Source organism: Mesorhizobium loti (genome assembly GCA_014189435.1).
In the GTDB taxonomy this organism is placed as follows: Bacteria; Pseudomonadota; Alphaproteobacteria; order Rhizobiales; family Rhizobiaceae; genus Mesorhizobium; species Mesorhizobium loti_G.
On record CP050293.1, the window covers coordinates 3,521,172 to 3,534,516 of the forward strand.

The following is a 13,345-nucleotide window of genomic DNA, read 5'->3' on the forward strand; positions in this document are numbered from 1 at the left end:
GGCGAAACAGCCTTTTCGGCGTCCCGACTCGCCTTTGACTCGAAACCGTCCGAGCGGAATATAGGACGCTGGACTCCTTGCACCAAGCGGTGTGCAGCGCAGCATGGAACGGCTCCTGCCATTTCGCTGTTGCGAAGATGCAACGTCAAGGTTCCGCCTCATTCGCGCCGGGGAATGACCCAAGTTCAGGTTCGCTTCAGCCGCATTTTGACACGACATTTGGAACCGACGAACGCCAGATCCGTTTCACCCCCCGGACGGGTAGATGGCGATCGTGAGAAACAAGCCTGTGTCCTGTGGCTTAAGGAGTAAAGAACAATGCAAGCCAATTTCAAATTCGCACGGCCGCTGGCCGTGGCGCTCGGGCTCTTCGCCCTCAGCGGAACTGCCTATGCCGCTGACGTCGTTTCCGAAGAGCCGCCGGCACCCGCGCCGATCGCCGAACTTCCGGTCGCTTCGTGGGCCGGCCCCTATGCCGGTATCAACCTCGGCTACGGCTTCAGCGGCAAAACCAAGGAAAAGGACTTCGGCGATTCAACCGATACCAAGGGTTTCGTCGGCAGTGCCTTCGGCGGCTATCAGTGGCAGCAGGAGAATTTCGTCTACGGTGCTGAAGCCGAACTCGGCTATAGCGGCATCAAGGGTGACGATAATGGCATCAACTCCAAAGCCGGCTTCGAGGGTTCGCTGCGTGCCCGTCTCGGCTATGCCGTGACCCCGGAAATCCTGCTCTATGGCACCGGCGGTCTCGCCGGCAAGAGCCTGAAGGTGGAGGATACCGTCCTGGGCGCCAGCGACAAAGCTACCATGCTTGGCTGGACCGCCGGTCTCGGCACCGACATCAAGCTGACCGACAATGTGTTCGGCCGTGTCGAGTACCGCTACACCGACTTCGGCAGCAAGAGCTTCGATGGCATCGGCAAGGTCAAGGCCACCGACAACCGCGTCACCTTCGGCGTCGGTATGAAGTTCTAAGTCGTTCAAGCCACGACACGAAAAAGCCGGGCCTCGCGCCCGGCTTTTTTTGTGCCCGAGGGATCACCCGGGTGTTAGCGTCGATTAACCGGGGATGATTGAGTCAATCATCCCGGAATGCAGGGCTTCAGTTCTGGAAACTTCTCGTCGAAGCGCGCTGCCCACCGCGTCAGTCGGGCGCGACCCTTTTCCCATTTTCCGGCAAAGCGCAACGAGAGATAGCCGAGGCAGGCGCGCAGCGCCATTTGGCCGGCGGTGATCTTCTTCGGCAGCTTCGGCGGGTTGGCGTTGAGCAGATCGAGTGCTGCCGTGATCTTCGCCCATTGGCGATCGAGCCAGGGCTGGTAGACCATCTCCTCAGGCCGCGTGCGCCGCTCATAGACCATCGACAGCGCACAGTCGCAAATGCCGTCCGCCAACGCCTCCAGCACTTCCGCCTCGAGCCGCTTGTCGGGATTGCGCGGGAAAAGCGCGCTCTTCGAAACCCGGTTGAGGTGCTGGGTGATGGCGCGGCTGTCATGGATCGAGCGGCCGTCGTCGAGCACCAGGACCGGGATCTTGCCGAGCGGGTTGGCGATCATCAAGTCGGCCGGCTTCTCCTCGGTCTTGATCGGCACCAGATCGACGGCGACGCCGGCATAGGTTGCTGCCATTCGTACCTTGGAACTGTAGGGAGAAGACGACGCATAGAGCAGTCTGGGCATGATAGGGTTCCTGTTTTGCAGGCGGGCAGTGTTGACCGATCAGGCGCGCTCGAGCAATGGCCACAAGCGGAAAACCCAGCCGCCAGCGAGCGACATGCATCAGCGTCGTTGACCGGGGCCGTTTAGCGAGCGCTCCATGATGATGGTGCGTTCATCACCGTAGTAACTGTCTCGAACTGCGTTGAATCCAAGCCCGGCGTAAAATGGTTCTGCCGTCACCGAGGACGGCACGGTCAGCACGGCGACACCGCCCGCATGCGCCGCTTCCTCGACCTCCGCCATAAGTCGCTTGCCGATGCCACGGCCTTGCAGTTCAGGATCCACGAAGACGGATCGAACAATGCTTCCATCGAGGCTGGCTGTTCCAACGATCCTGCCACACACAACCGCGACAGAAACCCTTCGCTTCCTCAGAAACTCCAAGACAGCGGATGGGCTGAAGCTCTGCTCCACGCGAGCGATGATGTCTTGCGAATAGTCTTTCGCATTGGTCTGTCGCAGAGCTGCCAGGATCACGCGGCTCACGGCTTCCGCATCGTGCTTGTCTGCTCTGCGAATCGTGAGCTCCAAAGTCACTTCACCACCAGGCATCCGACCCTAATTCTCCGCGGAGCAGACAATGGTGGCACGCGGATCAGCCAGTCAACAACCAAGACTGAAAAGCCTTACGCCGAACATTCGATCCGCATGGACGACACAAAAAAAACCCCACCGGACTTCGCCCTATGGCGAAGTCCTGGGAGCTGCGAAAAGATATCCTCCGTCCGCCTCTGTCTCGCCTTCCGACTACCGAAGCAACGAGCGGGGCGCCTGTCAGGCACCCGCCCCTTGTGTCTCGGCACCGCCCCCGGCGAGGGAAGACGCGATTACTTCTTGCCGGCTTTCGCGGGTGCTGCCTTCTTGGCCGCAGGCGCCGCTTTCTTCACCGGTGCAGAAGACTTCGCTGCCGCCGCCTTCTTTGCCGGTGCAGCCTTCGCTGCCGGCTTCTTGGCAGGCGCAGCTTTCGCCGCCGGTTTCTTGGCAGGTGCCGCCTTCTTCACCGCGGGTTTTGCCGCGGCCTTTGCAGCCGGCTTCTTGGCTGGTGCCGCCTTTGCAGCCGGCTTTGCCGCTGCCTTGGCAGGTGCCGCCTTCTTCACTGCAGGTTTTGCAGCGGCCTTTGCCGCCGGCTTCTTGGCCGGTGCTGCTTTTGCCTTGGGCGCGGCCGCCTTCGGCTTGGCAGCAGGTGCTGCTTTCTTCACTGCAGCTGCGACCTTCGCCGTCGCTGCTTTTACGGGTGCTTTCTTTGCCGGTGCCTTGGACGCCGGCGCTTTGGATGACTGCTTAGCCATGCGATGCCCCTTCCGTTGTGCCGATGGCCGTAATGACCCGGCGCGCTCATGCATATCTGACTCGCGGCTTGCTAGCCAGCGAAGCAACAGACTGATTTCTGCAGCTTAAATTTTGGTTACGGATCGCACGTGATCGTGCTGATCATCGCAAAAATCCGCCGCTGATCTTCGACCATTGCCTAGAGTGTGCCACAGACATTCTCTAAACGCTGCAGGACCGTTCCCCTCGTGAATCTCTGAAGATCAGTCAGCAGCTTGCGCATCGATCTTCGGTCGCTGACATCATGACCCGCTGCCTCATCGGTGCGATCATCTCGTCCATGCAGACGATCTATACTGCAAGCTGACGGCCGATCGCGGCTTCACCTTGTCAAGCACGATCGCACCACCCGCTTGTGCGCGAATTGACAGACAACTCTGCATCGCAGAGTATTCTGCATGGGATACCGGAGTGCTTCAATGTCGATCGCACAGGATCACGCGGCGCTGTCGCCGTTCGAGATTACCGAGCCTCACGGCGGCGGCCTCGACCGCATCGGAGCTGACCGATGAGTGCCGACGAAATCATCCACCAGAGCACACGGCTCAGGATCATGGCCGCTCTGAACATGCTGGAAAGGCGGCAAACGCTGGACTTCAGCCAGTTGAAGGCCATCATGGACGTCACCGACGGCAATCTCGGCGCGCATCTCGATACGCTGGCCAGGGCCGGCTATGTCGATATCGAAAAGCTGTTCGTCGGGCGCCGGCCGCAGACGCGTGTCAGGGCGACAACGAGCGGACGGCGCGCGTTTCGCGGTCACGCCGCGTACCTGCGCAAAATGCTCGATCAGGCCGAAGCGACGCCGCGCAGAAAATAGCACGGCGATTGCGCAAAACTTCTCAGCGCGTGGCGACCACGGCGACACCAGCTCCGATCATCACACCGCCCGCCGCGCGGTTCACGCGACGCACGATCTTCGGCGTGCGCAACAGGCCGCGGGCGCGACCGGCGAGGATGACATGGCCGCCGATCACCACGACCTCGACGGCCAGGATCACCATCATCAGCACACCGAGATGACCAGCGTTGAGCGATGCGCCGACGACGTTCGGCAGCAGCGCAACGTAGAACAACGGCATTTTCGGATTGCCGAGATTGAGCGCGATGCCGGTGGCAAAAATCGTCAGCAGTCCGCGCCCGCCAGAAACGGGCTGCAGTTCCGGCACGACGGGCACGGCGGTCCACAGCCTGATGCCCATCCAGATCAGATAGGCCGCTCCTCCGTAGCGAAGCACCGTCATGACGATCGCCATCTTGGCGGCGATGATCGACAGGCCGAAGGCGGCGAGGACCAGGAAGATGAGGATGCCGACCACCGTGCCTGCGCCATAGGCGATACCCGAGGCGGCGCCGCTGGAGATCGTGCGCGCGACAATCGTCATGTTGTCCGGTCCGGGGCTGGCAGCGAACACGAAGAAGGCAGCGGCGAAGGCAAGGATGGTGGCAAGGTCCATGAAGACTCCCGAAAGTGATCTGTTGCTCTCGGGCGTTCAGATTAGCCAGTTTGCCTGTCGGCGCCATCAGGAAAATTCAGGATCTTCGCGATGCGCATCTTCGTCACGGCTGATAGCCGAGGCAGATGGCGCCGAGTGCGACGATGGCGCAGGCGCCGACCCGCCGCGGCGTCAGCATCTCGCCGAGGAACAGGCGCCCGATGAAGGCCGCGAAGACGACGCTGGTTTCGCGGATCGCGGTGATCGGGCCGGCTGGTCCAAGCGCGAAGGCCGCGACCACGACGCCGTAGGCCAAAAGCGCGAACAGGCCGCCGCCCACCGCCTTCCAGGTTTCCGGCGCCCGCAGGTCGACGATGAGCCGGCCACGGCAGGCGACGAAAGTCGCCGGCAGCAAGGCGCCGTAGATCAGCAGGACCCAGGCGGTGTAGGCGCCGGCATTGCCCGCCGCACGAACGCCGATCGCATCGACTGTCGCATAGGCGGCGATGATCGCTCCCGTTGCCAGCGCATAGAGTATCGATGTCGTGGCGGCCCTGCCTCTTCCGAGCGAGAGACCCATGATGCCGCCGGCGACCAGCGCGACGCCGACGGTCTGCGACATGGTGAGCTGCTGGTTGGCGAGGAAGAACCCGCCGAGCGTGACAAGCAGCGGCACGCTGCCGCGAACGATCGGATAGACCTGTCCCAGCTCGCCATATCGGTAGGCGGCCACCAGAAAGAAGCTGTAGCCGACCTGCAGGCAGGCCGAGAGCACGATATAGAACCAGGCCGGTGCGGCCGGAAGGGCGTGGAAGGCGGCGAAGGGAATGGCAAGCGCCGTGCTGGAAAAGCTCATGACGGTGACGGTCCACAACCTATCGGCCCCGGTTCGCAGAAAGGCGTTCCAGGTCGCGTGCAGAACAGCGGCAAACAGCGCGAGCCCGATGACCAACGGGCTCATTGCGGCCTGCGCGAAGCAGCGATGATGCTAAGGGCCGCCTTGCGGGCGTCGCGAATGGCGGTGTCCGCCTGCCCCATCTGCGCCAGCAAGGTCGCACCTTCGATCAGCATCAGCAGTGCCGCCGCCACACTCCCGGCGCGGCCGCGCGGCATCACCTCTTCGAGGATCGACTGCATGCGCTGCTTGAGGCCGTTCTTCTGCCTCGCGGCAGCCTTGAACACCGGATGCCGGGGATCGCCGAACTCGGCCAGCGCATGCGCGAACAGGCAGCCATGGAAATCCGGGCTGCGGAACCAACGTTCATGCCAGTCGAAGATCTTTTCAATTCTCTGCTCGGGGGTGGCGACCTCTTCGGCAAGGCGGTCGAGCTGGCTTTCAAAACGCCTGGCGCGATAGTCGAGCACCTCGACGATCAGTTCGTCCTTGCTGGGGAAGTGGCGATACATCGTCATCTTGGCCACCTCGGCCTCGGCGATGATCCGGTCGATGCCGGTGGCATGGAAACCGGCGCGCTTGAACAGCGCGTAGGCCGTTTCAACGACGTGCTGGCGTTTGTCGGAAGCAGGCGATGATGTCATGGCGCTTACAAAGTGGTGAGACAGGTCTGTCTCATAGCTATGCAACAGACCACGCCTTCTGTCAACACGGTACAGAAAAGCGCCCGCAGCCGATCAAGCCGCAGGCGCGACAAGAGATAGGAACGGAAAGCCGGGTTTAGCGCAGGACGCGGCAGCGGCCGTTGTAGACCATCCAGCGGTCGAAGCCCGAGACGCAGAATTCGACGTTGTCGCCGATCGAGGCAAAACCCTGGCCTTCCTCGATCAGGTACCAGATGGTGCGATCGCGGCCGTCGGACAGGCTGACCGTGGCGCCGCAATAACGGCGACCGATCGGCCAGGTATCGTTGGCCGCGAGATAGCGATGCTGGTGGATGCGCCGGAAATCGGTGATCTGCACATCAGGCAGATGCGGCACGTGATGCACCTGGTAGGAGAAGCGGCTGGTGATCTTGTTCAGCACCCAGGCTTCGCCACAGACGCCGCTGTCTCCATCGGAATAGACCGTAAGATCGGCCGCCTGCACGGCCTGGGTGACGCCGAGAGGCGCGGCAAGCGGCGTGCAGAGCGAAATCAGGGCGGCAAGTGCGGATTTGGCGAAGCGAGTCATGGCAGCCTCTCAAGGTCGATTGCGCGCACTGTGCGGATTCGCTTGACGGCGGTCAAGCGGTTGCGGAAACAATGGTTTCCCAGTTGGGAACTGCGTTGGCCAAAGCCGGTCTTGCGCGTACCCCGGGTCGTTAAAGAGCCTGCCCTCCTCACCCTTCGGAACGCTGGCTTTTCGCGCCTGGCACCGAACGGCGAGATCCGAAGCCCTCGCCCGTCAAGCCTGCTCGCCTGCCAGCCATTCCAGCGACCAGTGCGCCGGCCTCCCCACCGCAAGCAATCTGTGCAGAACCGGCATCAGCGCGCGCAGCTCGCCCTCCAGCGTGAATGGCGGGTTGACCACCAGCAGGCCACTGCCGTCGAGACTGGGCTCCGAAGAGGCCGGCCTGATCTCGAATTCTATGTCGAGCAGCTTCGGGATGCCGGATTGTTTCAGCGCCTTGCGGAAGGCGATGATCGCCTTGCGGTCCTTGATCGGATACCACAGCGCGTAGATGCCGCCGGGCCACCGCTTGTGCGCCCTCATGAGCCCGTCGACGAGGCGCTCGAACTCACCCGCTTCCTCGAATGGCGGATCGATGAGAACCAGGCCGCGCTTTTCCTTCGGCGGCAGATGCGCGCCGAGCGCCAGCCAGCCATCGAGTTCGATGATCCGGGCCTGGAAATCGCCAGCAAAGAGCGTCCTCAGCTTCGCGACATCCTTGGGGTGCAGCTCGATCGCCGTCAGCCGGTCCTGCTTGCGCATGAGGTGACGCGCGATCAGCGGCGAGCCCGGATATTTCTGGATACCCCCCTCGGGGTTGAGCGACCGCACCGTCTCCAGATAAGGCGCAAGCAGCGCCGCAACCGGCGCGGCAAACGGGGCATCGATCAGCCTGCCGATGCCGCCTCGCCACTCACCGGTCTTCTGCGCTTCGACCGACGACAGATCGTAGCGGCCAATGCCGGCATGGGTGTCGATGACCCGAAACGCCTTGTCCTTCTGCTTCAGATAGTCGAGCAGTCGCGTCAGCACGACGTGCTTGACGACGTCGGCGAAATTCCCGGCATGATAGGCGTGGCGGTAGTTCATGGTTCTGTGCCGTTATGCATGTCGTTGTCCCAAAACCGCTGCACACTTTTTGGCGACATGCATCAGCCCCTGCCCCAGCGCGGCGGCGGTGGCTGTGAGTTCGGATTTTCGGGCCGGCCGCCACCGCCAGAACGCAGGGTCAGCAAAAACCCGATCAGGCCGATCGCCATCAGCGCATAGCCGACCGGCCGCGCACGGCTGTCGATCTCGCCGACACCGGAGCGCAAGATGAGATCGACCGCCCGCATCGGTATGTCGTCGGCATCACCCGGTCCGACAGTGAAGATATAGGGGCCTGGGCTGACGGTCGCGATCATGCCGGCCTCGTCGCGAAAGATCTTGTCGGGCAGCTGCGGGCTGGCCTGGCGCGGGTTGTCGGAATGGTTGAACTGCAGCGTCGAGGCGAGCACCGTGCGGCCATTGCTGGCGGCGGTCAGCGTCAGCACGGTGCGCTGCTGCGAGACGATGCGCTCGGCTCTTGCGGTCAGGTCGACCAGCACCCGCACCGGCGCATCGCGGGCGGCGAGCGGCACCGTCATCGGCTTGAAGCGACCCTGCTCATAGACCCGCCAGGTGCCGATCTCATGACCGGAGAAATTGCTCATCGCCCAGGGATAGATGGCACCGATGCCGGTGCCGGCAAGCAGGATCAGGACAAACAGAAAGCGCATTCAGCCACCTTGTAATCGTACACCGCCGGACAACTAGCTTGCATTGGTGCCGTTGCGAAGGCGTTCCATTTCGTCCAGCAGCATGTCGAGGCCGAGTTCGAACGTCTTGTCGAATTCGGCGGCGCCGAAAAAGCGCCCGGCAGCCATGACATTGGGAAAATCTCGCGCCAGTTGCTCGTCGCTGACCGTGCTGACCGCCGATTGACCCTTAGCATAGCCTGCGTTCTCGTCCAGCACGGCACCCATCAGATAATAACCGACGGCCCGGAACAGCCGCGCGCTTTGTTCGGTGTCGAAACCGCCATCCCTGAACAGGCCGATGATGCCGTTCAACCAGACAAGGCAGGTCGGCGAGTTCATCCGGTAGGTGACGAAGAAGGTGGCATACGCCGGATGGTCACGGCCGATGCGGCGAAAATCCTCGATGGCGATGCGCATCCTTTGCCGCCACGGCAGGCTGGCATCGGGTATCTCAAGCCCACCAACCAGTCGATCGACCAGCGCCTCATGCAGATGCGCCACCGAGGGAAAGTGGTGGTAGATGCTCATCGCCTCGCAGCCGAGCGCCGCCGCCAGCTTGCGCATCGAAAAGCCGGCAAGTCCCTCCTTCTCGATGACCTCAAAGGCCGCGTCCTCAATCATCTCGCGAGACAGCCGCCCGCGCGTTCCCTTTTTTTGATCGGTGAGTCCATTGGCGTCGCTCGACAGCTTACACTGTAAGGTTCATTTTCCGCACTACCTTACACAGTAAGGCTAACAAAGACCAGAGGAGAAAACCATGTCGAACCGTCGCATTGCCCAACCTGTACAGTCTTCCATCCGCCGTGCGTTCCTGCTCACCGCCGCAGCCTGCTTCCTGTCGCTGGGCGCAGCCCCAGCCCATGCCGACGAATATGATGTAACCATCAAGGACATCCAGTCGACCATGGGCGGCGTGCCTAGCTTTGTGAAGCAGTTTCCCAAAGCTGGCCTGCCTGGAGCCTGGGCCGAGGTCAAGTCCATCGAACTCAGTGACAAAACCGCGCTGCCGCCAAAGGTCAAATCGCTGATCTCGCTCGCGGTGGCGGCGCAGATTCCTTGCAACTACTGCATTTGGTCGGACACGCAGGACGCCAAGCGCGCCGGCGCCACCAGCGAGGAGATCCAGGAAGCCGTGGCGATGGCAGCGCTGACCCGTCACTGGAGCACAATCTTCAACGGAATGCAGGTCGATTTCGACACATTCAAGAAGGAAATGGGCGGGCAATAGCGAAACCCGGTCCGAAGCAGGTAGCGGTTCCGGACCAATCAGGGATAGCTCCACCGCCTCGTTTCGTCGTTGACCCGTGACGATGATGGCCCGCAGATGCGGGCCATCATCGTCACGGGCATTTCACGACCAGTCGTGCCCATGCGTCGTTGCGCTCACATGCGTGGCCACGCAACGATGCAGACAAGATTCTACCTATGCGCTCAAAAGCCATTGCTAAAATGGCTGGCATTCCACGATGAAATGAACGCGCGCATGCGCTTTCCGACAAAATGGCACCACTGACGCTCGCCTTGCGAATGAGAACCTTGACGCGCTAAGATCATGAGCAGCATCATTAGAAGATGACGAAATTCGAATTCGTCCTTGCGAGCAAATTTTTTACAAATCTTTGGCCCTTGGCCTTTTTCCTATTATATCCGGCCGCGATACGGCCTCTATCGGCCAAGCCATTTCGGATAAATATTCACATCCTAACGTTTATATTTGTAGCCCGAGCGGTTTTGGGCAACAATCTCACTGCGCTCTGAAAGTTTGATCGCCACTCAGACCGGAAAATTTCATCTTTAAGCTGAATATTTCCCAGGCCGCACCCTGAATTGTGCCATGCGGCTCATTCTTGGCGCTCCTCGCTGCCAAGCCTTGATTCTGCCCTAAGAACAGCGAGACGCTTCCGGCTGCATTTTTCCAGCGGCGGAGCCAATACGCTGATTCACAACGAGGATCGCCCCTTGGGGGCCATCATTCAGCCTCGGGAAGCCGATGCCGGCCTTATGATTAACCATTCGCAAACGGATATGATTAAGGAATTGCTAATTTAGTTGACTATGATCTCCACAGGTATATTTTCGATGTGTTGGGATGTGCAATTTGGGCGAGCAATCGACGATGATGGCACTAGGTGTGTGATCGCAGTTTCGGGGCGCAGAAAATGCTGAACGGCAACATATAGGTCGTGTCGTAGCACCAGCTCCGCGAACCCAAAGAACAATTAACGCACATCAGTGATGGCGATTCCGCGGATGCGGAGGTTTGCCACGTTCTCAAGGACGTGGCCGGGCAATGCTTTGCCCCGGCCCAGCGGTAGCGTGTGCGGTGCGTGCGAGGGAAGCATGGGTAAGCTTGTCAAGGTTCTGAAACTGGAATCCGGCAGTCAAACGGGCGCCAACCAAAGCCGAAGTCGCGCCCTGGTCGCCGGAGGTGCGGGATTTTTAGGATCGCATCTGTGCGAACGTCTTTTGCGGGACGGATACGACGTCGTCGCGCTCGACAATTTCCACACCGGCAAGAGATACAATCTCAATACCCTTCTGCGTAATCCGAGATTCACGTGCATCGAGCACGATATCGTCAATGCACTGCCTTCGGGCCTTCAATGCGATGAGATCTACAATCTTGCCTGCCCAGCCTCGCCGCCGCACTACCAGGCAGACCCGATCCATACCTTCAAGACAAGCGTGCTTGGTTCGCTGAACCTTCTGGAGCTCGCGCGACAGAACAAGGCCAAGATATTCCAGGCCTCGACGTCCGAAGTCTATGGCGATCCCTTCGTGCACCCACAGCCCGAGAGCTACTTCGGCAACGTCAATACGCACGGACCGCGGTCCTGCTACGATGAGGGCAAGCGCTCGGCTGAAACGCTGTTCTTCGACTATTCGAGAACCTATGGCCTCGATATCCGCGTTGCCCGCATTTTCAACACTTACGGCCGCCGCATGCAGCCCGATGACGGGCGCGTGGTTTCGAACTTCATCGTCCAGGCGTTGCGCGGCAAAGACCTGACCGTCTATGGCAGCGGCCTGCAGACGCGCTCCTTCTGCTATGCCGACGACCTGATCGAGGGCTTTGTCCGGCTGATGAACGCGCCGAGCGCGCCGACGCACCCGGTCAACCTCGGCAACCCCGCCGAATTCACCATCATGGAACTGGCGACGCTGGTCGTCGATTACACCAACGCCCGATCGAAGATCGTGCATCGGCCGCTGCCGGTCGACGACCCCAGACAGCGCAAGCCCGACATCTCCTTTGCCAGGGCCAATCTCGGCTGGGAGCCGAAAATCAGCCTGAGCCAGGGGCTCGCGCGCACTGTCGAGTATTTTGACACCCTGCTCTACGGAAGTCACATGGCCAAAGGAGCCGCGGCTTCATGACCCAGCCGGCAATCCTGGTGACGGGAGGAGCCGGCTTCATCGGCAGCCACACCTGCAAGCTGCTGGCCACGGCCGGTTATATGCCGGTGGTTTTCGACAATCTGAGCCGCGGCAACGCGAAGTCCGTTGCCTGGGGTCCGCTTGTCGTTGGCGATATCCGGGATCGGGATGCGCTGCAGGCGGCGATGGAAACGTACCGGCCGACAGCAGTGATCCACTTTGCGGCACTGGCCTATGTCGGCGAGTCCGTTCGCGAGCCGGCCGAATACTATTCGACCAACGTAACAGGCACCATCGCGGTGCTCGATGCGGCGCGCGCTTGTTCCATCGAGAAGATCATCTTCTCCAGCAGCTGCGCGACCTACGGCGTGCCGGAAGCGTTGCCCGTTCGCGAGACCTCCGCGCAAAATCCGATCAGCCCTTACGGGCGCACCAAGCTGATGGGCGAACAGATCATCGGCGACTATGCGTCGGCATATGGAATGAAATTCACGATCCTCCGCTATTTCAACGCTTGCGGCGCCGATCCCGACGGCGAGCTTGGGGAGTGGCATTCGCCGGAGACGCACCTGGTTCCCAGAGTGCTCATGGCCGCATCGGGCATCATCGACGAGATCGAGGTTTTCGGCACCGACTACGACACGTCGGACGGCACCTGCGTACGCGACTATATCCATGTCAGCGATCTGGCCCGCGCCCATCTGAAAGCCCTCATGCATCTCGAGCGCGGCGGACAAAGTCTGGCGGTCAACCTCGGCACCGGGCGGGGCGTGTCCATCAAGGAGATTGTCCAGGCGGTCAGCAGAATGACGTCAAGATCGGTTCCGGCCGTCTTCAGGAGCAGGCGCCCGGGAGATCCGGCAGAGCTCTACGCCGATCCGGGAAGCGCACGCGAACAGCTTGGCTTCGTGCCGGAGCTTTCCGACATCGACACGATCGTCAGGACGGCTGCCCCGTTTTTTGGGTTGGGGACGAAACCGATGAAACTGCCGCCAACCGAGGCGGCAGCATCCATCGCCGCTCGACAGATCAGAGATAACGGGGCCGGCAGCTCGCGCGCTGGCCAAACCCGCTAGGGCTGCAGATAAAGGGCGAACCGCCCAGGACCGTGCCGCCATCGCCCGGATTGAAAGAGACTTTCACCGGCGCCGGGGTGCGGACGTTGATCCGCTGCGGCGGCGCAAAGGCGTAATCCCTTTCAGTCGTTCGCACCGTGCTGGTCATCTCGATCGTCGGCGCGGCCCTGGGCGAACGCACGAAGAATCCGGCTTGAACCGGCTGGACCACGGGCTGGCTACGGACCGCGTGGACCACAGGCTTGATGAGGACCGAATTGGTTTCGGTCGCATCCATACCCTGACAACCTGCAACCGTAGAGATCATCGCTACAACCGCAACGATAGATACGATATTTTTAATAGATACTATATTTTTGCTTGGGCGAAATGCACCCATCTCGGAATTGTTCATCATGTGTCCCTTGTTGTCAAGTATAAGCCAAGGGCGCGTCGCGACATACTATGCCTTCGCCGCCTTCACGCCGCATGAGTGACCACTCGCACATCACACGCGGATATTAGACATCACTAATTATTA

16 protein-coding genes are annotated in these 13,345 nt (G+C 61.0%); 5 read left to right on the forward strand and 11 right to left on the reverse strand.

All coding sequences use genetic code 11. The annotated features are described in order from the left end of the window. Window positions 1–318 precede the first annotated feature (318 nt). On the forward strand, window positions 319–975 hold the full coding sequence (locus tag HB777_17355) for a porin family protein (protein ID QND65492.1): 657 nt from the start codon (window positions 319–321) through the stop codon (window positions 973–975). A 107-nt stretch (window positions 976–1,082) separates the two neighbouring features. Here the strand turns inward: HB777_17355 and HB777_17360 are convergent, their stop codons facing one another. From HB777_17360 to HB777_17370, 3 genes are all read right to left on the reverse strand, one after another. After that, the gene (locus tag HB777_17360; protein QND65493.1) at window positions 1,083–1,679 is read right to left on the reverse strand and encodes a glutathione S-transferase family protein; all 597 of its coding nucleotides are present in this window, start codon (window positions 1,677–1,679) and stop codon (window positions 1,083–1,085) included. Window positions 1,680–1,778: 99 nt separating this feature from the next. After that, a complete protein-coding gene (locus tag HB777_17365; protein ID QND68802.1) occupies window positions 1,779–2,249 on the reverse strand; it encodes a GNAT family N-acetyltransferase in 471 nt (156 codons plus the stop codon). Window positions 2,250–2,545: 296 nt separating this feature from the next. Next, a complete protein-coding gene (locus tag HB777_17370) occupies window positions 2,546–3,007 on the reverse strand; it encodes a histone (protein QND65494.1) in 462 nt (153 codons plus the stop codon). Window positions 3,008–3,555: 548 nt separating this feature from the next. On the opposite strand from HB777_17370, the gene HB777_17375 reads away from it, so the two are divergent. Further along, window positions 3,556–3,867, forward strand: a complete 312-nt coding sequence (locus HB777_17375; GenBank protein QND65495.1) for a helix-turn-helix domain-containing protein — start codon at window positions 3,556–3,558, stop codon at window positions 3,865–3,867. A gap of 22 nt (window positions 3,868–3,889) precedes the next feature. Here the strand turns inward: HB777_17375 and HB777_17380 are convergent, their stop codons facing one another. The 7 genes from HB777_17380 to HB777_17410 form a co-directional block, all read right to left on the reverse strand. Continuing rightward, on the reverse strand, window positions 3,890–4,504 hold the full coding sequence (locus HB777_17380; GenBank protein ID QND65496.1) for a LysE family translocator: 615 nt from the start codon (window positions 4,502–4,504) through the stop codon (window positions 3,890–3,892). Window positions 4,505–4,607: 103 nt separating this feature from the next. Continuing rightward, window positions 4,608–5,444, reverse strand: coding sequence for an EamA family transporter (locus HB777_17385; GenBank protein ID QND65497.1), 837 nt, complete (start codon window positions 5,442–5,444; stop codon window positions 4,608–4,610). Continuing rightward, window positions 5,441–6,022, reverse strand: a complete 582-nt coding sequence (locus HB777_17390) for a TetR/AcrR family transcriptional regulator (protein QND65498.1) — start codon at window positions 6,020–6,022, stop codon at window positions 5,441–5,443. The genes HB777_17385 and HB777_17390 overlap by 4 nt, the downstream gene beginning before the upstream one ends. Before the next feature lie 136 nt (window positions 6,023–6,158). Beyond that, entirely contained in the window at window positions 6,159–6,611 is a 453-nt protein-coding gene (locus tag HB777_17395) for a hypothetical protein (protein QND65499.1), read from the reverse strand. A 213-nt stretch (window positions 6,612–6,824) separates the two neighbouring features. Beyond that, window positions 6,825–7,679, reverse strand: coding sequence for a 23S rRNA (adenine(2030)-N(6))-methyltransferase RlmJ (locus HB777_17400; protein ID QND65500.1), 855 nt, complete (start codon window positions 7,677–7,679; stop codon window positions 6,825–6,827). A gap of 62 nt (window positions 7,680–7,741) precedes the next feature. Then, window positions 7,742–8,350 (reverse strand): hypothetical protein, encoded by a 609-nt coding sequence (locus tag HB777_17405; protein ID QND65501.1) that lies wholly within the window; start codon window positions 8,348–8,350, stop codon window positions 7,742–7,744. A gap of 33 nt (window positions 8,351–8,383) precedes the next feature. Then, complete coding sequence (locus HB777_17410) at window positions 8,384–8,992, reverse strand: TetR/AcrR family transcriptional regulator (GenBank protein ID QND65502.1); 609 nt, start codon at window positions 8,990–8,992, stop codon at window positions 8,384–8,386. A 136-nt stretch (window positions 8,993–9,128) separates the two neighbouring features. Between HB777_17410 and HB777_17415 the strand changes: the two genes are divergently transcribed. The 3 genes from HB777_17415 (at window position 9,129) to galE (ending at window position 12,825) form a co-directional block, all read left to right on the forward strand. Then, window positions 9,129–9,599, forward strand: coding sequence for a carboxymuconolactone decarboxylase family protein (locus HB777_17415; GenBank protein ID QND65503.1), 471 nt, complete (start codon window positions 9,129–9,131; stop codon window positions 9,597–9,599). Window positions 9,600–10,711: 1,112 nt separating this feature from the next. Continuing rightward, window positions 10,712–11,749 carry an SDR family oxidoreductase gene (locus HB777_17420; protein QND65504.1) on the forward strand — a complete coding sequence of 346 codons (1,038 nt, stop codon included), beginning with the start codon at window positions 10,712–10,714 and terminating at the stop codon, window positions 11,747–11,749. Beyond that, window positions 11,746–12,825 (forward strand): UDP-glucose 4-epimerase GalE, encoded by a 1,080-nt coding sequence (gene galE / locus HB777_17425; protein ID QND65505.1) that lies wholly within the window; start codon window positions 11,746–11,748, stop codon window positions 12,823–12,825. Before HB777_17420 ends, galE begins: the two co-directional genes overlap by 4 nt. Here galE and HB777_17430 read toward each other — a convergent pair. Next, entirely contained in the window at window positions 12,779–13,204 is a 426-nt protein-coding gene (locus tag HB777_17430) for a hypothetical protein (GenBank protein ID QND68803.1), read from the reverse strand. The two genes, galE and HB777_17430, sit on opposite strands and share 47 nt — an antisense overlap. Between the last annotated feature and the right edge of the window lie 141 nt (window positions 13,205–13,345).

Excerpts from the sequence above, each read along its gene's own strand:
- HB777_17355 (QND65492.1), top strand. The coding sequence starts at position 319 with ATGCAAGCCAATTTCAAATTCGCACGGCCGCTGGCCGTGGCGCTCGGG.
- HB777_17360 (QND65493.1), bottom strand. The coding sequence starts at position 1,679 with ATGCCCAGACTGCTCTATGCGTCGTCTTCTCCCTACAGTTCCAAGGTA.
- HB777_17370 (QND65494.1), bottom strand. The coding sequence starts at position 3,007 with ATGGCTAAGCAGTCATCCAAAGCGCCGGCGTCCAAGGCACCGGCAAAG.
- HB777_17375 (QND65495.1), top strand. The coding sequence starts at position 3,556 with ATGAGTGCCGACGAAATCATCCACCAGAGCACACGGCTCAGGATCATG.
- HB777_17380 (QND65496.1), bottom strand. The coding sequence starts at position 4,504 with ATGGACCTTGCCACCATCCTTGCCTTCGCCGCTGCCTTCTTCGTGTTC.
- HB777_17385 (QND65497.1), bottom strand. The coding sequence starts at position 5,444 with ATGAGCCCGTTGGTCATCGGGCTCGCGCTGTTTGCCGCTGTTCTGCAC.
- HB777_17390 (QND65498.1), bottom strand. The coding sequence starts at position 6,022 with ATGACATCATCGCCTGCTTCCGACAAACGCCAGCACGTCGTTGAAACG.
- HB777_17395 (QND65499.1), bottom strand. The coding sequence starts at position 6,611 with ATGACTCGCTTCGCCAAATCCGCACTTGCCGCCCTGATTTCGCTCTGC.
- HB777_17400 (QND65500.1), bottom strand. The coding sequence starts at position 7,679 with ATGAACTACCGCCACGCCTATCATGCCGGGAATTTCGCCGACGTCGTC.
- HB777_17405 (QND65501.1), bottom strand. The coding sequence starts at position 8,350 with ATGCGCTTTCTGTTTGTCCTGATCCTGCTTGCCGGCACCGGCATCGGT.
- HB777_17410 (QND65502.1), bottom strand. The coding sequence starts at position 8,992 with ATGATTGAGGACGCGGCCTTTGAGGTCATCGAGAAGGAGGGACTTGCC.
- HB777_17415 (QND65503.1), top strand. The coding sequence starts at position 9,129 with ATGTCGAACCGTCGCATTGCCCAACCTGTACAGTCTTCCATCCGCCGT.
- HB777_17420 (QND65504.1), top strand. The coding sequence starts at position 10,712 with ATGGGTAAGCTTGTCAAGGTTCTGAAACTGGAATCCGGCAGTCAAACG.
- galE (QND65505.1), top strand. The coding sequence starts at position 11,746 with ATGACCCAGCCGGCAATCCTGGTGACGGGAGGAGCCGGCTTCATCGGC.
- HB777_17430 (QND68803.1), bottom strand. The coding sequence starts at position 13,204 with ATGGGTGCATTTCGCCCAAGCAAAAATATAGTATCTATTAAAAATATC.